This is a genomic window from Pseudomonas sp. QC2 (genome assembly GCF_002859085.1).
Classification (GTDB): domain Bacteria; phylum Pseudomonadota; class Gammaproteobacteria; order Pseudomonadales; family Pseudomonadaceae; genus Aquipseudomonas; species Aquipseudomonas petroselini.
Genome location: NZ_PKKS01000023.1, coordinates 102,852 through 121,452 on the forward strand (window position 1 = coordinate 102,852; position 18,601 = coordinate 121,452).

The following is an 18,601-nucleotide window of genomic DNA, read 5'->3' on the forward strand; positions in this document are numbered from 1 at the left end:
TCAGGTATTGGCTGAGCAACGTATCGGCCAGAACACGGAAGTCACTTTGCATTTTGCATTGCGCCTTGAGAATGGCGACACGGTCGACAGCACGTTCGACAAAGCCCCGGCGACCTTCAAGGTCGGTGATGGCAACCTGCTGCCGGGTTTCGAAGCGGCCCTGTTCGGCTTCAAGGCGGGCGACAAGCGCACCTTGCAGATCCTGCCGGAAAACGCCTTTGGCCAGCCCAACCCGCAAAACGTGCAGATCATCCCGCGTTCGCAGTTCCAGGACATGGACTTGTCGGAAGGCCTGCTGGTGATCTTCAACGATGCGGCGAATACCGAGCTGCCCGGTGTGGTGAAAACCTTCGATGACGCGCAAGTGACCATCGACTTCAACCACCCGTTGGCCGGTAAAACCTTGACGTTCGACGTTGAAATCATCGACGTTAAAGCGATCTGATCAACGACGCAGTTCAGAAAATGTGGGAGGGGGCTTGCCCCCCGATAGCTGGGTGTCAGTCAGTGCATCTGTGACTGACCCACCGCCATCGGGGGCAAGCCCCCTCCCACCTTTGATCTTCATTGTCAGTTGGGTTAGCGTCACGCCTGACCCAAAACGGCTGCAAGACACGAGGCACAGCATGCAAATCAAACTCGCCAACCCCCGTGGCTTCTGCGCTGGCGTGGACCGGGCGATTGAAATCGTCAACCGCGCCCTGGAAGTCTTCGGGCCGCCGATTTATGTGCGCCATGAAGTCGTCCACAATAAATTCGTGGTCGAAGACCTGCGCGCCCGCGGCGCCATCTTTGTCGAAGAGCTGGACCAGGTGCCGGATGACGTTATCGTCATTTTCAGCGCCCACGGTGTGTCCCAGGCAGTGCGTACCGAAGCGGCAGGCCGTGGCCTGAAAGTCTTCGATGCCACCTGCCCACTGGTCACCAAGGTCCATATCGAGGTCGCACGCTACAGCCGTGACGGTCGCGAGTGCATCCTGATCGGCCACGCCGGCCACCCGGAAGTCGAAGGCACCATGGGCCAGTACGACGCCAGCAATGGCGGCGCCATTTACTTGGTGGAAGACGAAAAAGACGTCGCCAACCTGCAGGTGCAGAACCCCGAGCGCCTGGCATTCGTGACCCAGACCACCCTGTCCATGGACGACACCAGCCGCGTGATCGACGCGCTGCGCAGTCGCTTCCCGGCCATCGGCGGGCCGCGCAAGGACGATATTTGCTACGCCACCCAGAACCGACAGGACGCGGTCAAGCAACTGGCCGATGAATGCGATGTGGTCCTCGTTGTCGGCAGCCCCAACAGCTCCAACTCCAACCGCCTGCGTGAGTTGGCTGAGCGCATGGCAACACCTGCGTACCTGATCGACGGCGCTGAAGACATGCAGCGCAGCTGGTTCGATGGGGTCGAGCGTATCGGCATCACGGCAGGCGCTTCGGCCCCCGAAGTGCTGGTGCGCGGTGTTATCCAGCAACTGCACGCCTGGGGGGCGACCGGTGCTGATGAACTGGCCGGTCGCGAGGAGAACATCACGTTCTCCATGCCCAAGGAGCTGCGGGTTCGCTCATTGCTCTGAGTGCCCGGCTGCCGGATTGATTCCGGCACAGCGCCTGCTCGGCACTGTCGCTGCGCAGGCTGATCCGCCCGCTGGGCGCCAGCACGATCTGATGCAGGCTCTGCGCCTGCTCCCTGGCGCACACATGCACAGTGCCGGCACGGAATCCGCCGCCTGAAAATATCGGCTCGCCCAGGCCGCTGAAGCGAACCTGGCTCTTGAGCGGTCCATTGCCCACGATCGGACCCCGCCCACTGTCTTGGCGCTCCAGCAGCACCGGGTTGTCATCGTCCAAGTGGCCGCGTCCGCTGACGTCCACGATTACCCGCCAACCCAGGCTCCAATCATCTTCCAATGCGTGAATGACCACCGGACGGTTGCGTGCGACGGCCTCGGCGCGTGCGTAGCGTAGCCCGCCGGCCAAGGATTGCGCCGCACTGTATCGCTGCTGTGATTCCAACAGGCTCTTGAAGCTGGGCACTGCCAGGTTGGCCAGGATGCCACTCACGATCAGTCCGAGCAGCAGTTCGATCAGGGTGAAGCCTCGTTGCTGCATGTGTCATCCCTCCGTGGATGTGGGTGCAGCCCTAGGTATAGCGCTCAAGCGATAGCGTTGAATGATGGCCTTTATGTCCAAAGTATTTCCCTTTGTTCCTGGAGCAGCGCAGGCGAAAAACCGGCGCTAGTCTTGGGCCGCACAGCAGGTTTCACCTGCTCTTTTTCGGACCTCGACACGGATGACGACGGTAATGCTTGTCTGCACGAACACCTGTTTGCCCCACGCCTTAACCCGGCAACAAACCGGCATGACGCTGATCGAGGTGCTGGTCTCGGTACTGATTCTGGCCATCGGCCTGCTGGGCGCGGCGGTGATCCAGCTCAATGCGCTCAAATACACGGACAGTTCCAGAATGACCAGCCAGGCCAGTTTCATTGCCTACGACATGCTCGACCGAATCCGCGCCAATGCCGCCGCCGATTACACGTGGGGCCGAGCTGAGCGTGCGCTGGCCAATACCGCTACCGCCAACGTGCGCGACCTGGACCTGCACGATTTCGAGGCCAATATTCTCGGATTTGCCGGGGAGAGCGCCAAAGGCTCGGTGTCGGTCAGTGGGCGTGAGGTGGTCGTCAGTATCAGCTGGGACGACAGTCGAGGCACAAACAGGCCGGGTGCCCGGGAAACCTTCACCCTGACCAGCCGCATAGGCGATGAGCCGGCGGTGGCGCAGTGAGGCGGCGTGCTCGAGGTTTCAGCCTGGTGGAGTTGCTGCTGGCTCTGGCCTTGGGGTTGGTGCTGGTCCTCGGTGTCAGCCAGGTGGCGATCAACTCCAGCACCACCCACGCCAGCCAGCAGGCCGCTCTGTTGCTGCAGGATGATGCGCGGTTTGTGCTGGGTAAGTTGCTCCAGGATATCCGTCAGGCGGGCATGTTTGGCTGTTTGGCCACCGGGTTTATCGAGAATGCTCCACCGGCTTTTGATCGGCCGGTCAGCTGGAGTGTCGGGGGGGATTCACAATCGCTGACGCTGGTGACCACGGATGTCGGCGATGGCAATGGTAAGCCGGACTGGATGGTGTTGTCCGATTGCACCGGGACCGCCCAGGCCTATACCGGAAACGCCCCCGCGCCTGCCCCCGGACAGATCCGTTTTGCACTGCGTCAGCTGACCTACACCTTCGAAGCGGGCCAATTGAAGGTCAGCACGCCTGCCTCGCCCGCCAAGGCGGTACTGGTGGATAACGTGCAGGCGTTCGATCTCAGTTTTGGCGTGGCCGCCAAGCCCACCTCGATGGAGGTGGAGCGCTACGACGCCAGGCCGGCCGACGCGTCGCTGATACGCAGTGTGCGCATCCTGATGACCCTGCAAGACCCGGGCGGCCGGGTCAAAGATCAAACCTACAGCGTCGTGGCGGCGCTGCGTAACCGTGTGGGGTAGGGCGGCCATGGTGCTCACAAAGGCGATTCGTTTCCGCCAGGCCGGCATGGTGCTGCTGATCAGCCTGGTGTTCCTGTTGCTGTTGTCGCTGATCGGTTTGTCATCGATGCAGGGCGCGGTCATTCAGCAAAAGATCACGGGCAGCCTCTGGCACCGTAATCAGTCGCTGCAAAGTGCCGAGAGTGGCTTGAGGCGCGGAGAGTCAGCGATACAACAGTCATTTTCGACACTGCCCTTGTGCCGGTCGATTGTCACCTGTGCGCCACCGCAGGCGGCCTTTTCGGTGCTTGCGCCCGGAGTGGACCCTGGTTCGGGCGTCACCTGGGTTGCGCTGACAGGCGGTCTGTACGGCATTCAATTCCTGGGGCCGGCTGTAGGGCTGGCGCACCTGCCACCGCAAACGCCGGCGGCGGTGTATCGAGTGACGGCAGTCGGGCTAAGCGGCCAATTGCGCACAGTATTGGAGAGCGTCTACGCGCGGACAGAACAGGAGGGCAATTCGCGTTTTCGGCGAGTGGCATGGCGACAACTTCAATAGACGCACATAAGGAGCAATTGGAATGGGCATGGACAGCCAAGGCTTTACCCTGATCGAGCTACTCATCGCCGTGGCGATCACCGCGGTCGTGGCCGGGATTGCTTACCCTGGGTATACCGGCCATCTCAAAAAGGTGTATCGCGCTGAGATCGTCGCGCTATTGACCGAGCAGGCTCACTACCTGGAGCGATTTTATGCGAGGAACGGCACTTTTATTGACGCAAGCAGCGTCAGTGGGGGCAATGATCGCTATAGAATCACCGCTGCATTGAACCCCCAGGATTTTCAGCTGCTGGCCACGCCGGTCGTCGATTCGGTGATGGCCGGTGACCCTTGCGGCGACTACGGTCTGACCGGCACGGGCGCGCGGACGAATCCGGGCGCGGCACCTGACATGTCCCGCAAGCTGTGCTGGGGGCAATGATGAGGGTTCTGGATGATTGGGCGCCGGGCGCGCTTGTTCCTATTTATCGGCTGGATCAAATGATGGCTAAGCAACAGCAAGTGGTGATTGTCGGTGGCGGAGTCATCGGCTTGTTGACGGCGTTCAACCTGGCCACCCAAGGGCAGGCGGTTGTGCTGCTGGAGCGCGCGGGATTGGGGCAGGAGTCATCCTGGGCCGGTGGTGGCATCGTCTCGCCCTTGTATCCGTGGCGCTATAGCCCGGCGGTCACGGCGCTGGCCCATTGGTCACAGGATTTCTATCCACAGCTGGCGGAGCACTTGTTTGCTGCGACGGGTGTCGACCCAGAGGTGCACACCACAGGGCTGTACTGGCTGGACCTGGACGACGAAGCCGAAGCCCTGGCCTGGGCGGCACGGGAAGGCCGTCCCCTGAGTAAAGTGGACATCTCGGCCGCCCATGACGCCGTTCCGGTGCTGGGTGGCGGGTATTCCCAGGCGATCTATATGGCCAACGTCGCCAATGTGCGCAACCCGCGCTTGGTCAAATCCCTCAAGGCAGCGCTGCTGGCGTTACCCGGCGTGACCCTTCATGAGCAGTGCGAAGTGACCGGGTTTGTCGTGGACGCCGGTAACGTGGTGGGTGTGAACACGGCGCAGGGCCCGGTTCTCGGCGACCAAGTAGTACTGGCGGCGGGAGCCTGGAGCGGTGAGTTGCTTGGCACCCTGGGTTTGTCGCTTCCGGTGGAGCCAGTCAAAGGCCAGATGATTCTGTACAAATGCGCCTCGGACTTCCTGTCAAGCATGGTGCTGGCCAAGGGGCGTTATGCAATCCCTCGGCGTGACGGGCATATCCTGATCGGCAGTACTCTGGAGCATGAAGGTTTCGATAAGACGCCCACCGACAAGGCGCTTGAAAGCCTCAAGGCGTCAGCGGTGGAGTTGATTCCCGCGCTGGCGGACGCCGAAGTCGTCGGGCATTGGGCCGGATTGCGCCCCGGTTCGCCGGAGGGCATTCCTTACATCGGCCCGGTGCCGGGCTTCAAGGGGTTGTGGCTCAACTGCGGGCATTACCGCAACGGCCTGGTGCTCGCGCCAGCGTCCTGCCAGTTGTTTGCCGATTTGCTGCTGATGCGTGCGCCGATCATCGACCCGGCGCCTTATGCACCCGAAGGTCGGATCAACGCTGGATAGACTTCGGCCCTTGCTCCAGGTGCGCCTGGGTGCAATACCACTCCTGGCGTGAGCTCAAGGCGCGATCCTGCGGCAAGTGCACGCCGCAGTGGGCGCAGCGCACCATCAGGGCAGCGCCAGGTTCACTGGAGCGTTGCTGTTTAGCGGCCGGGCTTTTGAATTTGCGCCAGAACCATACTGCGGCGGCAATGACGGCAATCCAGAACAATAAACGAAGCATGATGGGCAGTTTCTCGACGAGGAATGCGCCAGTTTAGCCAAGGACGTGTCAGGCGCACAGCGCAATAATACCGTCCACAAAAAAGGAGCCTCGAAAGGCTCCTTTTTGATGACGCAGGGTGCAATCAGTCGAACACACCGAAGGTCATGTAGCTGAACCACGAGCGGTCCTGGTTGTTGCCCTGGGCTTGTGGCTCTTCCTCTTCGATTACGTCGCCGTTCTCGTCGTGGGGCTTGAGCTCCGAAGGAATGGCTTCCTTGGCGTCCTGGAACTGCTTGATCACGTCCTGGTTGGCGCGGGTTTCGCCCGGCGGCAGCGGTGGACGGGACTCGATCAGGCCCAGGGTGTACTTGCTCAGCCACGAACGGTTGTCGGCTTCAGCAACCTGAGGCACGAACTGGCCGTCTTTCAGGCTTGGGTGGTCCGGGTAGTTGAGCTTGAGGGTTTCCAGGCTGGTGCTGGCCAGCTCGTCCAGGTGCAGACGCTGGTAAGCCTCGGTCATCACGGCCAGGCCGTCACCCACGGAAGGGGTTTCCTGGAAGTTTTCGACAACATAACGGCCACGGTTGGCGGCTGCTACGTAGGCCTGACGCGTCAGGTAGTAGTGGGCCACGTGGATCTCGTAGGACGCCAGCAGGTTGCGCAGGTAGATCATGCGCTGCTTGGCGTCCGGCGCGTAGCGGCTGTTGGGGTAGCGGCTGGTCAGCTGGGCGAACTCGTTGTAGGAGTCGCGGGCAGCGCCTGGGTCACGCTTGGTCATGTCCAGCGGCAGGAAGCGCGCCAGCAGGCCGACGTCCTGGTCGAACGAAGTCAGGCCCTTCATGTAGTAGGCGTAGTCGACGTTCGGGTGCTGCGGATGCAGGCGGATGAAACGCTCGGCGGCGGACTTGGCGGCTTCCGGCTCGGCGTTCTTGTAGTTGGCGTAGATCAGTTCGAGCTGGGCCTGGTCGGCATAACGCCCGAACGGATAGCGCGACTCCAGTGCCTTCAGCTTCGCTGTGGCGCTGGTGTAGCTATTGTTGTCCAGGTCTTTCTGAGCCAGTTGGTACAACTCGACTTCGCTCAGGTTTTCGTCGACGACGTCCTTTGTTGACGAGCAAGCAGCAGTCATGGCGAGGATGGCGATCAGCAGCAGGTGTTTCACTTGCATGGCGGCTTGCGTCCCTATGACGGCCGCTGTCTTGGGCGGGGCCGTCCTGTTATGATGAGCGCCCCGTTGAAAGCCTCGGGGCAAAAGACGCCGTATTTAACCACAAGCGCGCAGCCGAAACCAAAGGCTACGCCACGCCTAGTCTGAGCATGTCCGATAAAATTGAACTTCGCGCAGAGGTGCCGTCCGAATTGGGCGGCCAACGCCTCGATCAAGTCGCCGCACAATTATTCGCTGAGCACTCGCGCTCGCGCCTTTCCGCCTGGATCAAAGACGGCCGCCTGACTGTGGATGGAGCGGTTATCCGCCCGCGAGACATAGTCCATGGTGGTGCGATTCTTGAGCTGACTGCCGAGCAGGAAGCCCAGGGAGAATGGGTCGCCCAAGACATCGAGCTGGATATCGTCTATGAAGACGACGACATCCTGGTCATCAACAAACCCGCAGGCCTGGTGGTTCACCCGGCGGCCGGGCACGCTGATGGCACCTTGCTCAATGCCCTGTTGCACCATGTGCCGGACATCATCAACGTCCCGCGCTGCGGCATCGTGCACCGTCTGGACAAGGACACCACCGGCTTGATGGTGGTGGCCAAGACCATTCAGGCTCAGACGCAGTTGGTCACACAATTGCAGAGCCGCAGCGTCAGCCGGATCTACGAATGCATCGTGATCGGCGTGGTGGTGGCGGGTGGCAAGATCAACGCGCCAATCGGTCGTCACGGCCAGCAGCGCCAGCGTATGGCGGTGATGGAGGGCGGCAAGCAGGCCGTGAGCCACTACCGTGTGCTCGAGCGTTTCCGCTCCCACACCCATGTGCGGGTCAAGCTGGAGACCGGGCGTACCCACCAGATTCGCGTCCATATGGCGCATATCAACTTCCCGTTGGTCGGTGATCCGGCCTACGGCGGGCGCTTCCGTATTCCACCGGCGGCCAGCGCAACTATGGTTGAGTCGTTGAAAACCTTCCCGCGCCAGGCACTGCACGCACGCTTCTTGGAGCTGGACCATCCGACGAGCGGTAAGCGGATGAGCTGGGAATCGCCTCTGCCGGACGATCTGGTCTGGTTGTTGTCGTTGCTCAAGCAGGATCGCGAGGCGTTTGTCGGGTGAGTGACTGGCTGATACCTGACTGGCCCGCACCGGCCCAGGTCAAAGCCTGCGTCACTACGCGTGCGGGCGGCGTCAGCCTGGCGCCGTTCGACAGCCTCAACCTGGGCGATCATGTCGAGGACAGCCTGGAGGCCGTCCTTGAAAATCGCCGTCGTCTGACCGATGTATTCGACATACAGCCTGCCTGGTTGCGCCAAGTCCACGGAGTCACCGTGGTTGAGGCCGATCCGTCGCGCACCGCCGAAGCGGATGGCAGCTGGACCAGCACCCCCGGCATCGCCTGCACCTCCATGACCGCCGATTGCCTGCCTGCGTTGTTCTGCAACCGTGCTGGTACCCGTGTGGCTGCTGCTCATGCCGGTTGGCGTGGGCTGGCGGCGGGCGTCCTGGAAGCGGCGTTCGAAAGCCTCGATGCCCAGCCTGATGAGGTATTGGTCTGGCTCGGCCCAGCGATTGGTCCGCAAGCTTTTGAAGTCGGCCCGGAAGTGCGTGAAGCCTTCATGCAGCAACTGCCGGCCACCGCCGAAGCCTTTGTGCCCAGCCGCAACACCGGCAAGTTCATGGCCGACATCTATAAGCTCGCCCGTTTGCGCCTCGCCGCGCGCGGTGTCACGGCTGTTTATGGTGGTGGGTTCTGCACGGTGACCGACCCGCGCTTCTTTTCCTACCGGCGCAGCCCCCGCACCGGACGTTTCGCCTCGCTTATCTGGCTTGAACGCTAGACTCTCTTGACCTGGGTCAAACCCGGTCCATATCGACCATCGCTCGCTTGAATCTTGCAGAATCCTCCCCATCTATAGGGGTATCTGGCAGGTTTCTTCATTCAGGATGTTTTATAGCTCCGGCCTGCTCAAAAGGAAGGTGACTAATGCGTATTGATCGTTTAACCAGCAAATTGCAGTTGGCACTGTCTGACTCTCAATCCTTGGCGGTGGGCCTCGACCACCCGGCCATTGAGCCTGCGCACTTGATGCAGGCGCTTCTGGAGCAGCAAGGTGGTTCTATCAAACCCTTGCTGATGCAGGTGGGCTTTGACGTCAACAGCCTGCGCAAGGAGTTGAGCAAAGAGCTCGACCAACTGCCGAAAATCCAAAATCCTACCGGCGACGTGAATATGTCGCAGGATCTGGCGCGCCTGCTTAACCAGGCAGACCGCCTGGCCCAGCAGAAAGGTGACCAGTTCATCTCCAGTGAACTGGTGCTGCTCGCGGCCATGGACGAGAACAGCAAGCTCGGCAAGTTGTTGCTGGGTCAGGGCGTGAGCAAGAAAGCACTGGAAAACGCCATCAACAACCTGCGTGGCGGCGATGCGGTGAACGACCCCAACCACGAGGAGTCGCGCCAGGCCTTGGATAAATACACCGTTGACCTGACCAAGCGCGCCGAAGAGGGCAAGCTTGACCCGGTGATCGGCCGTGACGATGAAATCCGTCGCACCATCCAAGTGCTGCAACGTCGTACCAAGAACAACCCGGTATTGATCGGTGAGCCTGGCGTGGGTAAAACCGCGATTGCCGAAGGTCTAGCCCAGCGCATCATCAACGGTGAAGTGCCGGACGGCCTCAAAGGCAAGCGCCTGCTGTCCCTGGACATGGGGTCGTTGATCGCCGGTGCCAAGTTCCGTGGCGAGTTCGAAGAACGCCTGAAATCCCTGCTCAATGAGCTGTCGAAGCAGGAAGGGCAGATCATTCTGTTTATCGACGAACTGCACACCATGGTCGGCGCCGGTAAAGGCGAAGGTTCGATGGACGCCGGTAACATGCTCAAGCCCGCGTTGGCGCGCGGTGAGTTGCACTGCGTCGGTGCGACCACGCTCAACGAATACCGCCAGTACATTGAAAAGGACGCGGCCCTTGAGCGTCGCTTCCAGAAAGTGCTGGTGGAAGAGCCAAGCGAAGAAGACACCATCGCCATCCTGCGTGGCCTGAAAGAGCGTTATGAGGTCCACCACAAGGTGGCGATCACCGACGGCGCGATCATTGCGGCGGCCAAATTGAGCCATCGCTATATCACTGACCGTCAGTTGCCCGACAAGGCCATCGACTTGATTGACGAAGCGGCCAGCCGTATCCGCATGGAAATCGACTCCAAGCCGGAAGTGCTCGACCGTCTGGACCGGCGCCTGATTCAACTGAAAGTTGAGTCCCAGGCCCTGAAGAAAGAAGAAGACGACGCGGCGAAGAAACGCCTGGAAAAACTCCAGGAAGAAATCGTCCGTCTGGAACGTGAGTATTCGGACCTGGAAGAAATCTGGACCTCGGAAAAAGCCGAAGTACAGGGCTCTGCCCAGATCCAGCAAAAGATCGAGCAGTCGCGGCAGGAACTTGAAGCTGCCCGCCGTAAAGGCGACCTGAACCGCATGGCTGAGTTGCAGTACGGGGTGATCCCGGACCTGGAGCGCAGCCTGCAGATGGTCGACCAGCACGGCAAAAGCGAGAACCAGTTGCTGCGCAGCAAGGTGACCGAGGAAGAAATTGCCGAAGTCGTCTCCAAGTGGACCGGTATCCCGGTGTCGAAGATGCTCGAAGGCGAGCGCGACAAGCTGCTGAAAATGGAAAGCCTGTTGCACCAGCGTGTCATCGGTCAGGAAGAGGCCGTGGTGGCGGTGTCCAATGCGGTGCGGCGCTCCCGGGCCGGTTTGTCCGACCCAAATCGTCCGAGCGGCTCGTTCATGTTCCTCGGCCCGACCGGTGTGGGTAAGACCGAGCTGTGCAAGGCCTTGGCCGAGTTCCTCTTTGATACTGAAGAGGCCATGGTGCGAATCGACATGTCTGAGTTCATGGAGAAACACTCGGTGGCTCGCCTGATTGGCGCTCCACCAGGCTATGTGGGGTATGAGGAGGGCGGTTACCTGACCGAAGCCGTGCGGCGTAAGCCTTACTCGGTGATCCTGCTGGATGAGGTCGAGAAGGCGCACCCGGACGTGTTCAACATCCTCTTGCAAGTGCTGGAGGATGGCCGCCTGACCGACAGCCACGGGCGTACGGTGGACTTCCGCAACACGGTGATCGTGATGACCTCCAACCTGGGCTCGGCGCAGATCCAGGAACTGGTGGGCGACCGTGAAGCCCAGCGTGCGGCGGTGATGGATGCCTTGACCACGCACTTCCGCCCGGAATTCATTAACCGGGTCGATGAAGTGGTGATCTTCGAGCCTTTGGCACGGGATCAGATTGCGGGCATCACCGAGATCCAACTGGGTCGTCTGCGTGGTCGTCTGACCGAGCGCGAGTTGTCGCTGGACCTGAGCCAGGAGGCGTTGGACAAGCTGATCGCGGTGGGTTACGACCCGGTGTATGGTGCACGGCCGTTGAAACGTGCGATCCAGCGCTGGATCGAGAACCCGTTGGCCCAGCTGATCCTGTCGGGCAGCTTTATGCCAGGGACCAGCGTTACGGCAACGGTGGAAAACGACGAAATCGTCTTCCACTGAGCCCCAACTGCTGGGTAATAAGAGAAGGCCTCGCTTTGCGAGGCCTTTTTTTTCGATAGGGCGTTGAACTGTAAGGCAAAGGCTTGTAAAGTGCGCCCCGCAGCAACGTCAGCCCACGGGTTTCTTCTCCCCAAGAAGAAATCAGAAACAAGCGCAAATCATTGTCTTAAAAGCAATTTAAAGGGTTGACAGGGTTTTTTAAGATTGTAGAATAGCGCGCCTCAGAGACACGAACGTAGCGATACGGAAAGGTCGAAGAGAAGGTTACACCGCAGTAAAAATGCTTTGAAATAAGTAACACTTTGAAATATGTAGTTCCGTGATAGCTCAGTCGGTAGAGCAAATGACTGTTAATCATTGGGTCCCAGGTTCGAGTCCTGGTCACGGAGCCAATTTCAAACCGGGGTATAGCGCAGTCCGGTAGCGCGCCTGCTTTGGGAGCAGGATGTCAGGAGTTCGAATCCCCTTACCCCGACCATATTTGGGTCGTTAGCTCAGTTGGTAGAGCAGTTGGCTTTTAACCAATTGGTCGTAGGTTCGAATCCCACACGACCCACCATTTTTGAGACCAGTTAACGCTGGAATCGAATCTTAAGATCAGAGGCCAAAAGCGCTGATCGAAGAAGGCGACTGAGAGGTCGCCTTTTTTTTACCGGGGTATAGCGCAGTCCGGTAGCGCGCCTGCTTTGGGAGCAGGATGTCAGGAGTTCGAATCCCCTTACCCCGACCATATTAAAAATCCTCGTATCGAAAGATACGGGGATTTTTTTTGTGCGCGTAAATCCTGAGCTCACCGCAAAGCAAAGGTGGGAGGGGGCAAGCCCCCTCCCACCTTTACAAGGTCCCATCCGAGACCGAGTTATCAGTGCAATTTAAGACGTGGCTCAGTCCCGCGCCCGATCTTGCTGCCCAGCATCAGCATCGCTGTGCGGAAGACCCCATACAGCGCCATCTGGTGCATGCGGTACAGCGACACGTAGAACATCCGCGCCAACCAGCCCTCCAGCATTACGCTGCCGGTGAGGTTGCCCATCAAGTTGCCCACCGCCGAGAACCGCGACAGCGAGATCAGCGACCCATAGTCGGTGTACTTGTACGACGGCAGGTCCTTGCCCTCGATGCGCAATTTCAGCGACTTGGCCAACAGTGAAGCTTGCTGGTGAGCCGCCTGGGCCCGTGGTGGCACGTTACGGTCGGTGCCCGCTTGCGGGCAGGCGGCGCAATCACCGAAGGCGAAGATGTTTTCGTCGCGGGTAGTTTGCAGCGTCGGCAGCACTTGCAATTGGTTGATGCGGTTGGTTTCCAAGCCATCGATGTCCTTGAGGAAACCTGGCGCGCGAATACCGGCCGCCCATACCTTGAGGCTCGCAGGGATGACCTGGCCGCTGCTGGTGATCAGCGCATCGGCAGTCACTTCGCTGACCGCGGAGTTGGTCAGCACCGTCACCCCAAGCTTCTCCAGGGTTTTATGCACCGGCACGCCGATCCGCTCCGGCAGTGCAGGCAGTACCCGCGGGCCGGCTTCGATCAGGGTGATGTGCATGTTTTCCGGCTTGATGCGGTCCAGGCCGTAGGCGGCCAGCTCATGGGCGGCGTTATGCAGTTCGGCGGCCAGTTCGACCCCCGTAGCCCCTGCGCCGACGATGGCGACGCTGATCTTTTCCACCACATCCGTCTGCCCGGCATGGGCGCGCAGGTAGTGGTTGAGCAATTGCTGGTGGAAGCGCTCGGCCTGTTTGCGGGTGTCGAGGAACAGGCAATGTTGCGCTGCGCCTTCGGTACCGAAATCGTTGGTAGTGCTGCCGACTGCGATCACCAGGCTGTCATAGCCCAGTACCCGCGCGGGCACCAGCTCACGGCCTTCTTCGTCGAGGGTGGCGGCCAGCTGGATCTTCTTCTGTTCGCGGTCGAGCCCGCTCATGCGCCCCAGTTGGAACTCGAAGTGGTTCCATTTGGCCTGGGCGACATAATTGAGTTCGTCTTCCGAAGAGTTCAGCGAACCGGCTGCCACTTCGTGCAGCAAGGGCTTCCAGATATGGGTCAGGTTGGCGTCCACCAGCGTGATACTGGCGGTGCCGCGCTTGCCCAGAGTCTTACCCAGGCGGGTAGCCAACTCCAGGCCGCCGGCGCCGCCGCCGACGATAATAATACGATGGGTCATGGGGATATCTCGCAAGGCTAAAAGAAATCGGAGCAGTTACCCCCGCGAGCGCCAGGCAGCTCATAGCGTCAGGTAACTCAAAAGGCGACTCAGCAAGCCGAGGCCGATCACCACTGCCAACACCACACCAAGGAGCAGCCACGGCCGGAAAGGCTTACGCTCGACTTGGTTCTGGGAGAGTTGCAGGTACTCTTCGACATGCTGTTGGTCATCGGGGTTCAGGCGGCTGGTCATAAAGGCCTCGTCAGGTAGACGTTGCAAAAGGGCGCCACGTTACAGTCCGGGGGCTCAGAGGCTGATGCCCACGTCGAACACTATGCTGCGACCCAGGTTGTTGCGCAAGAAATCCGGCGCATCCGGATGGGCGAACAACACCCGTGCGAAAGTCGGCCCCACCAGCGACAGTGAGCGCCAGCCCTGGCGCAGGTATTCCGTCGGTGGCGGGAAGTGGCTATTGAGGTCGAGCACTTCGCGCTTGAGGCTGGTGAAGGCGACGATATCCAGTTCCCCCAGGTCCATGCCGCGCTCTTTGTAGTTATGAGCCTTCTTGCGCAGCGTGGGCGCCAGGCGCAGTAAGAACTCATGGGCCGGGATGCGTCGCGGCTTGGCTTCGCGCCGCACCAACTGGCTCAGGGAGAACGCGCTGCGTCGGCGCAGCAACTCGTCGCGCCATTCGTCATTCAAGCGTCGGCCCTCGTCCAGCACGAAAAACACCTCGAAGCTGGCATCGCGAAACAGCACATCCGGCGGCTCTTGCCCGGCGGCGTGGAATTCTTCGGCCCGGTAGGGCACGTTCAAGCCTTGCAGCAGGCGCTGGCAGACCCAACGCTCACGCTCCCATTTGCGGGCATTGGACAAGAACGCATTGGCTTGTTCGGCCGCTACGGTGAGCAGGCGCAAGTAATCAGAGTCATCCATAGCTAGCAGCTTAGCGCCCAAATGATGACCGCAGGAAGTACCCTTGTGAAACGTCGGTGTAGACTGATCATCCGACTAGTGTCCGACGCAGGGGGAGTACTGCCGTGATCAGTGCCGCCATGTTAGCGCCGACAACAATGGGCATCGGCTGGCTGTTGTACGCACCTGTGGTGGCGTGGGCCATCTTGCGTTCACCTTGGGTCGAACTGTTTGCCGACCGACGGCGCCAGCATCTGCTGTTCGGCACCGTGTTCGCGTTGTTCATGCTGTGGCTGGTGCGGCGGGATTTTGATACGGGGGTGTCCTACCACTTTATCGGCATGACTGCCGTGACCCTGCTGCTGGATTGGCCCCTGGCCATCGTCGGTGGCTTTGCCGCCCAGTTGGGTCTGATGGTGCTGGGGCGCCAGGACCTTGCAGCACTTGGCGTCAACGGCCTGCTGCTGATCGTGCTGCCGGTGCTGGTCACCGAAGCCTGCGCGCTGCTGGTCGAGCGTGCGCAGCCACGCAATCCCTTTGTGTATATCTTCTGTTCCGGTTTTTTCGCGGCCGCGCTGTCGGCGCTGCTGTGCTTGCTACTAGGGCTGGGGCTTTTGTGGCTCGACGGTCGTTTTGCCATGCCGGAATGGCTGGAGGATTTCGTCGGTTATCTGTGGCTGATCATCTTTCCCGAAGCCTTCATCAACGGCATGGTCATCAGCGCCTTGGTGGTGTTCTGCCCGGAATGGCTGGAGACTTTCAACCGTACGCGCTACCTCTCTGCGCCCTGGAAGGACGGCGATTCAGAGCGTTGACCCAGATCAAATCCCGCCCGGCCGACCAGGCCCATGCTTTGCGAAATTTTCCTAGGCAAGGCGGGAGCACAGATCATGAGTGTGTATGAGTGGGCACGGCAGGAGTTGCGCAGAAGCCAGGATGCGGCGCTGGAAATCGGTTTCGACCCAGGCTTGACCCTGCGCGCCATGCTCAGCGCGGTGGTGCAGCAGAGCAAGGGCGTGCGCAGCTTTGAAGACCTGGCCGACGAGCTGCAATACCTTGCAGAAAACCTCGACGACCAGCAGGAATATGCCTTTATGCGCCCTTAGTGACGCGGCGGAAGGTCTTCGGAAAACAGCTCGTCTTCGGCATCCGGGGCCACCGGAATTTTATGTTCCTCAGCGGCCCAGGCGCCTAGGTCGATGAGTTTGCAGCGGTCCGAGCAGAACGGCCGGTTGAGGTTGGTCGCTGTCCATTCCACGGGGGCGCCGCAGGTTGGGCAGTCGACGGTCAAGGGTTGGCTCATGATCGGCCTCCACGCAAAGTAAGGTAAAAGTGGTGCAGTCGCTCGACCTCGCTGTGCAGCCAGGCAAGGTCCTGGTCGTTGACCAGCACGTCATCGGCATGGTTCAAGCGGTCTTCGCGGCTGGATTGGGCCTTGAGGATCGCCTGCACCTGTTGTTCGCTGATGCCGTCGCGCTGCAGGGTACGCTGAATCTGCAGCGATTGCGGCACGTCGATCACCAGGATGCGCTGGGTCATGCTGTACTGGCCGGACTCGATCAGCAGCGGCGACACCAGTATCGCGTAAGGCGACTTCGCGCGCGCCAGGTGGCTACGAATCTCATCGCCAATCAGTGGGTGCAGCAAGGCTTCCAGCCAACGGCGCTCTTCGGGTACTTCAAAGATCAGCTTGCGCAATGCCCCTCGGTCCAACTGGCCGTCCGGCTGCAGCACGCCGGCACCAAAATGCTCGGCGATGCGCGCCAGTGCCGGCCGGCCAGGTTCGACCACCCAGCGCGCCGCGTGGTCGGCGTCCACCAGGTCGATCCCCAGGTCGATAAAGTGCTGGGCCGCTGCGCTTTTACCGCTGCCGATGCCGCCGGTGAGGCCTAGAATCCAGGGTGTTGCAACAGAAGTGGTCATCTGAAACCGACAGACTGCAAATAGAAGTCGGTTATTTGACCACCCCAGAGCAATGCAATCCAGCCGGCAATTGCCAGATACGGACCAAACGGCATCGGTGTCGACGCCCGGGCCTTGCGCAGGCGCATCAGAATCAAGCCCACTAACACCCCGACCAGCGACGATATCAGCAGTGTCATCGGCAGGATCTGCCAGCCACCCCAGGCACCGAGCAGTGCCAGCAGCTTGAAGTCGCCGTGGCCCATGCCGTCCTTGCCGGTGGCCAGCTTGAACAGCCAGAACACGCTCCACAGGCTCATGTACCCGATAACCGCGCCCCAGAGGGCATCGGGTAGCGTCGTCAGCAGGCCAAGCGCGTTGACGATCAGTCCCAGCCAGAGCAGCGGCATCACCAGCGCATCCGGCAACAGTTGATGGTCGGCATCGATCAGGCTCATCGCCAACAAGCCCCAACTCAGCACCAGCATCGCGCCCGCCTGCCAGCCAAAGCCGAAATGCCAGGCCACCCAGGCCGAGATCAACCCGCACGCCAGTTCAGTGAGTGGATAGCGGGCGCTGATCGGGCCTTGGCAATGGGCGCAGCGGCCGCGCAGAAACAGGTAACTGAGCAACGGGATATTTTCCCATGGGCGTATCGGATGGTTGCAGTGCGGGCAGCAGGAGTTGGGGTGCATCAGGTTGTAGGTCGGCCCGGCAGGCTCAGCGGGCAAGCCGAGCACTTCGTGGGCCTGGGCGCGCCATTCCCGTTCGAGCATTTTCGGCAGGCGCCACACCAGCACGTTGAGAAAACTGCCGACGATCAGCCCCAGCACCCCGGCCATCGCCACAAAAGCCCAGGGCTGTTCAACCAATAGCAGGCTCAAAACGCGCTCCCCAACTGAAAGACCGGCAGGTACATGGCGATCACCAGCGCGCCGACGATGCCCCCCAATACCACCATGATCAGCGGTTCCATCAGGCTGGTGAGGTTATCGACCAGGTTGTCCACATCGACCTCGTAATGGTTGGCGACTTTTTCCAGCATGCGGTCCAACGTGCCCGACTCTTCGCCGATGGCCGTCATCTGGATCGCCATGCCGGGAAACAGGCCGCTGGCGGCCATGGATTGATTCAATTGCATACCGGTGGATACATCATGTCGCATATGCTCGATTGCCTGTCTGAATGGCCCCGAACCGGCGGCGCCGGCCACGGAATCCAACGCCTGCACCAATGGAACACCGGCGGCGAAGGTGGTGGAAAGCGTACGGGCGTAGCGGGCCACTGCGGATTTTTTCAGCAGTTTGCCTGCCAGGGGCGCTTTCAACAAACCGGCGTCTACCCGCAGACGAAAATCAGGGAAGGTGCGATACGCTTGGCGCCACCCCAAGCCTCCGGCAAGCATGCCCAGGGCCACGACCCACCAGGCTTTTTGCGTGAACTCGGAGAGGGCGATGACCTGCAAGGTGAACTCGGGCAGCTTGCCGTCGACCCCGGCGAACAAACTCTGGAACTGTGGCACTACCTGTATCAGCAGCACGCCGGTGACCAGGCTGGCGACCACCAGGACTGCGATCGGATAGGTCATGGCCTTTTTGATCCTGGCCCGTAGCTGCTCGCTCTTTTCGCGGTGGATCGCCACGCGCTCCAGCAGCGTTTCAAGTGCGCCAGCCTGTTCGCCGGCGGCCACCAGGTTGCAGTACAGCTCATCGAAATAGCGCGGTTGTTTGCGCAGCGCCTCGGCCAGGCTGGTGCCGGCGGCGATTGCCTGTTTCAACCCCTGCACCAGCTCGCGCACAGGGCGGCTTTCGAAGCCTTCACCGATAATGTCGAAGGCTTGTAGAAGTGGGATTCCAGCCTTCAGCAGCGTGGCCAGCTGTCGAGTTAGCAGGGTGATGTCCGCCGATTTGATCGACGGCGCGAGGCTCGGTAGCAAGGCGGATTTCTTGTACACAGCCACTGGGCTGATGCCTTGCCGGCGCAACTGAGCCTTGACCAGGGCAAGGTTGTGCCCCGTGGTTTGCCCGGACACCCTGCGTCCTTTGCGGTTGATGCCTTCCCAGGCGTAGATCGTTGCAGCGTTGTCCATGTCACGGTTCC

22 protein-coding genes and 4 tRNA genes are annotated in these 18,601 nt (G+C 60.6%); 16 read left to right on the top strand and 10 right to left on the bottom strand.

The features are described from left to right. The first annotated feature begins 7 nt into the window (after positions 1-7). Positions 8-445, top strand: a complete 438-nt coding sequence (fkpB, locus tag QCBJ_RS21190) for an FKBP-type peptidyl-prolyl cis-trans isomerase (RefSeq protein WP_173390393.1) — start codon at positions 8-10, stop codon at positions 443-445. 181 nt (positions 446-626) lie between these two features. Continuing rightward, positions 627-1,574 carry a 4-hydroxy-3-methylbut-2-enyl diphosphate reductase gene (gene ispH / locus QCBJ_RS21195; protein WP_012722142.1) on the top strand — a complete coding sequence of 316 codons (948 nt, stop codon included), beginning with the start codon at positions 627-629 and terminating at the stop codon, positions 1,572-1,574. On the opposite strand, the gene QCBJ_RS21200 is transcribed toward ispH, so the two are convergent. After that, positions 1,528-2,109: a GspH/FimT family pseudopilin gene (locus QCBJ_RS21200; protein WP_102061562.1), complete on the bottom strand. Its 582-nt coding sequence runs from the start codon at positions 2,107-2,109 to the stop codon at positions 1,528-1,530. The two genes, ispH and QCBJ_RS21200, sit on opposite strands and share 47 nt — an antisense overlap. 193 nt (positions 2,110-2,302) lie before the next feature. Between QCBJ_RS21200 and pilV the strand changes: the two genes are divergently transcribed. The 5 genes from pilV (at position 2,303) to thiO (ending at position 5,626) form a co-directional block, all read left to right on the top strand. Next, positions 2,303-2,788 carry a type IV pilus modification protein PilV gene (pilV, locus tag QCBJ_RS21205; RefSeq protein ID WP_043204762.1) on the top strand — a complete coding sequence of 162 codons (486 nt, stop codon included), beginning with the start codon at positions 2,303-2,305 and terminating at the stop codon, positions 2,786-2,788. After that, the gene (locus tag QCBJ_RS21210) at positions 2,785-3,492 is read left to right on the top strand and encodes a prepilin-type N-terminal cleavage/methylation domain-containing protein (protein ID WP_093542243.1); all 708 of its coding nucleotides are present in this window, start codon (positions 2,785-2,787) and stop codon (positions 3,490-3,492) included. The genes pilV and QCBJ_RS21210 overlap by 4 nt, the downstream gene beginning before the upstream one ends. Positions 3,493-3,499: 7 nt before the next feature. Then, positions 3,500-4,030 carry a PilX N-terminal domain-containing pilus assembly protein gene (locus QCBJ_RS21215; RefSeq protein ID WP_102061824.1) on the top strand — a complete coding sequence of 177 codons (531 nt, stop codon included), beginning with the start codon at positions 3,500-3,502 and terminating at the stop codon, positions 4,028-4,030. Between the two features lie 22 nt (positions 4,031-4,052). Further along, positions 4,053-4,454: a type IV pilin protein gene (locus tag QCBJ_RS21220; protein ID WP_012722147.1), complete on the top strand. Its 402-nt coding sequence runs from the start codon at positions 4,053-4,055 to the stop codon at positions 4,452-4,454. A 62-nt stretch (positions 4,455-4,516) separates the two neighbouring features. Beyond that, positions 4,517-5,626, top strand: a complete 1,110-nt coding sequence (thiO, locus tag QCBJ_RS21225) for a glycine oxidase ThiO (protein ID WP_046034089.1) — start codon at positions 4,517-4,519, stop codon at positions 5,624-5,626. Here thiO and QCBJ_RS21230 read toward each other — a convergent pair. Together QCBJ_RS21230 and QCBJ_RS21235 are read right to left on the bottom strand one after the other, a co-directional pair. Next, positions 5,613-5,846, bottom strand: coding sequence for a PP0621 family protein (locus QCBJ_RS21230; protein WP_078046817.1), 234 nt, complete (start codon positions 5,844-5,846; stop codon positions 5,613-5,615). The two genes, thiO and QCBJ_RS21230, sit on opposite strands and share 14 nt — an antisense overlap. A 124-nt stretch (positions 5,847-5,970) precedes the next feature. Then, positions 5,971-6,996, bottom strand: coding sequence for an outer membrane protein assembly factor BamD (locus tag QCBJ_RS21235; protein WP_012722150.1), 1,026 nt, complete (start codon positions 6,994-6,996; stop codon positions 5,971-5,973). A gap of 149 nt (positions 6,997-7,145) precedes the next feature. Here QCBJ_RS21235 and rluD point away from each other — a divergent pair, with 149 nt between their 5' ends. From rluD to QCBJ_RS21270, 7 genes are all read left to right on the top strand, one after another. Beyond that, positions 7,146-8,108 (top strand): 23S rRNA pseudouridine(1911/1915/1917) synthase RluD, encoded by a 963-nt coding sequence (rluD, locus tag QCBJ_RS21240; protein WP_010565584.1) that lies wholly within the window; start codon positions 7,146-7,148, stop codon positions 8,106-8,108. Next, a complete protein-coding gene (pgeF, locus tag QCBJ_RS21245; protein ID WP_102061563.1) occupies positions 8,105-8,830 on the top strand; it encodes a peptidoglycan editing factor PgeF in 726 nt (241 codons plus the stop codon). The genes rluD and pgeF overlap by 4 nt, the downstream gene beginning before the upstream one ends. Positions 8,831-8,976: 146 nt before the next feature. After that, positions 8,977-11,541, top strand: coding sequence for an ATP-dependent chaperone ClpB (gene clpB / locus QCBJ_RS21250; protein ID WP_012722152.1), 2,565 nt, complete (start codon positions 8,977-8,979; stop codon positions 11,539-11,541). Positions 11,542-11,857: 316 nt separating this feature from the next. After that, a tRNA-Asn gene (locus QCBJ_RS21255) sits at positions 11,858-11,933 on the top strand. Positions 11,934-11,942: 9 nt separating this feature from the next. Then, a tRNA-Pro gene (locus tag QCBJ_RS21260) sits at positions 11,943-12,019 on the top strand. Positions 12,020-12,024: 5 nt separating this feature from the next. Further along, a tRNA-Lys gene (locus tag QCBJ_RS21265) sits at positions 12,025-12,100 on the top strand. Between the two features lie 94 nt (positions 12,101-12,194). Then, positions 12,195-12,271 (top strand) — tRNA-Pro (locus QCBJ_RS21270). A gap of 132 nt (positions 12,272-12,403) precedes the next feature. Here the strand turns inward: QCBJ_RS21270 and QCBJ_RS21275 are convergent. The 3 genes from QCBJ_RS21275 to QCBJ_RS21285 are packed head-to-tail and all read right to left on the bottom strand — an operon-like array spanning position 12,404 to position 14,620. Next, on the bottom strand, positions 12,404-13,702 hold the full coding sequence (locus QCBJ_RS21275; protein WP_012722153.1) for an NAD(P)/FAD-dependent oxidoreductase: 1,299 nt from the start codon (positions 13,700-13,702) through the stop codon (positions 12,404-12,406). Between the two features lie 60 nt (positions 13,703-13,762). After that, on the bottom strand, positions 13,763-13,936 hold the full coding sequence (locus tag QCBJ_RS21280) for a DUF3094 family protein (RefSeq protein WP_012722154.1): 174 nt from the start codon (positions 13,934-13,936) through the stop codon (positions 13,763-13,765). Between the two features lie 54 nt (positions 13,937-13,990). Next, positions 13,991-14,620 (bottom strand): DUF1780 domain-containing protein, encoded by a 630-nt coding sequence (locus QCBJ_RS21285; RefSeq protein WP_010213242.1) that lies wholly within the window; start codon positions 14,618-14,620, stop codon positions 13,991-13,993. 104 nt (positions 14,621-14,724) lie between these two features. Between QCBJ_RS21285 and QCBJ_RS21290 the strand changes: the two genes are divergently transcribed. Both QCBJ_RS21290 and QCBJ_RS21295 read left to right on the top strand, forming a co-directional pair. Next, on the top strand, positions 14,725-15,414 hold the full coding sequence (locus QCBJ_RS21290) for an energy-coupling factor ABC transporter permease (protein ID WP_102061564.1): 690 nt from the start codon (positions 14,725-14,727) through the stop codon (positions 15,412-15,414). Between the two features lie 75 nt (positions 15,415-15,489). Further along, positions 15,490-15,705: a hypothetical protein gene (locus QCBJ_RS21295; protein WP_012722156.1), complete on the top strand. Its 216-nt coding sequence runs from the start codon at positions 15,490-15,492 to the stop codon at positions 15,703-15,705. Here the strand turns inward: QCBJ_RS21295 and yacG are convergent. From yacG to QCBJ_RS21315, 4 genes are read right to left on the bottom strand one after another with little or no spacing between them, the layout of a single operon-like run. Next, the gene (gene yacG / locus QCBJ_RS21300; protein WP_064054725.1) at positions 15,702-15,902 is read right to left on the bottom strand and encodes a DNA gyrase inhibitor YacG; all 201 of its coding nucleotides are present in this window, start codon (positions 15,900-15,902) and stop codon (positions 15,702-15,704) included. The two genes, QCBJ_RS21295 and yacG, sit on opposite strands and share 4 nt — an antisense overlap. After that, complete coding sequence (gene coaE / locus QCBJ_RS21305) at positions 15,899-16,522, bottom strand: dephospho-CoA kinase (RefSeq protein WP_012722158.1); 624 nt, start codon at positions 16,520-16,522, stop codon at positions 15,899-15,901. Before coaE ends, yacG begins: the two co-directional genes overlap by 4 nt. Next, a complete protein-coding gene (locus tag QCBJ_RS21310; protein WP_102061565.1) occupies positions 16,519-17,385 on the bottom strand; it encodes an A24 family peptidase in 867 nt (288 codons plus the stop codon). Before QCBJ_RS21310 ends, coaE begins: the two co-directional genes overlap by 4 nt. Beyond that, positions 17,382-18,590, bottom strand: a complete 1,209-nt coding sequence (locus QCBJ_RS21315; protein ID WP_102061566.1) for a type II secretion system F family protein — start codon at positions 18,588-18,590, stop codon at positions 17,382-17,384. Before QCBJ_RS21315 ends, QCBJ_RS21310 begins: the two co-directional genes overlap by 4 nt. Between the last annotated feature and the right edge of the window lie 11 nt (positions 18,591-18,601).

Excerpts from the sequence above, each read along its gene's own strand:
- ispH (WP_012722142.1), top strand. The coding sequence starts at position 627 with ATGCAAATCAAACTCGCCAACCCCCGTGGCTTCTGCGCTGGCGTGGAC.
- QCBJ_RS21315 (WP_102061566.1), bottom strand. The coding sequence starts at position 18,590 with ATGGACAACGCTGCAACGATCTACGCCTGGGAAGGCATCAACCGCAAA.
- QCBJ_RS21220 (WP_012722147.1), top strand. The coding sequence starts at position 4,053 with ATGGGCATGGACAGCCAAGGCTTTACCCTGATCGAGCTACTCATCGCC.
- rluD (WP_010565584.1), top strand. The coding sequence starts at position 7,146 with ATGTCCGATAAAATTGAACTTCGCGCAGAGGTGCCGTCCGAATTGGGC.
- thiO (WP_046034089.1), top strand. The coding sequence starts at position 4,517 with ATGGCTAAGCAACAGCAAGTGGTGATTGTCGGTGGCGGAGTCATCGGC.
- QCBJ_RS21280 (WP_012722154.1), bottom strand. The coding sequence starts at position 13,936 with ATGACCAGCCGCCTGAACCCCGATGACCAACAGCATGTCGAAGAGTAC.
- QCBJ_RS21215 (WP_102061824.1), top strand. The coding sequence starts at position 3,500 with ATGGTGCTCACAAAGGCGATTCGTTTCCGCCAGGCCGGCATGGTGCTG.
- clpB (WP_012722152.1), top strand. The coding sequence starts at position 8,977 with ATGCGTATTGATCGTTTAACCAGCAAATTGCAGTTGGCACTGTCTGAC.
- QCBJ_RS21295 (WP_012722156.1), top strand. The coding sequence starts at position 15,490 with ATGAGTGTGTATGAGTGGGCACGGCAGGAGTTGCGCAGAAGCCAGGAT.
- pilV (WP_043204762.1), top strand. The coding sequence starts at position 2,303 with ATGCTTGTCTGCACGAACACCTGTTTGCCCCACGCCTTAACCCGGCAA.
- QCBJ_RS21230 (WP_078046817.1), bottom strand. The coding sequence starts at position 5,846 with ATGCTTCGTTTATTGTTCTGGATTGCCGTCATTGCCGCCGCAGTATGG.
- QCBJ_RS21200 (WP_102061562.1), bottom strand. The coding sequence starts at position 2,109 with ATGCAGCAACGAGGCTTCACCCTGATCGAACTGCTGCTCGGACTGATC.
- coaE (WP_012722158.1), bottom strand. The coding sequence starts at position 16,522 with ATGACCACTTCTGTTGCAACACCCTGGATTCTAGGCCTCACCGGCGGC.
- yacG (WP_064054725.1), bottom strand. The coding sequence starts at position 15,902 with ATGAGCCAACCCTTGACCGTCGACTGCCCAACCTGCGGCGCCCCCGTG.
- QCBJ_RS21235 (WP_012722150.1), bottom strand. The coding sequence starts at position 6,996 with ATGCAAGTGAAACACCTGCTGCTGATCGCCATCCTCGCCATGACTGCT.
- QCBJ_RS21275 (WP_012722153.1), bottom strand. The coding sequence starts at position 13,702 with ATGACCCATCGTATTATTATCGTCGGCGGCGGCGCCGGCGGCCTGGAG.
- QCBJ_RS21285 (WP_010213242.1), bottom strand. The coding sequence starts at position 14,620 with ATGGATGACTCTGATTACTTGCGCCTGCTCACCGTAGCGGCCGAACAA.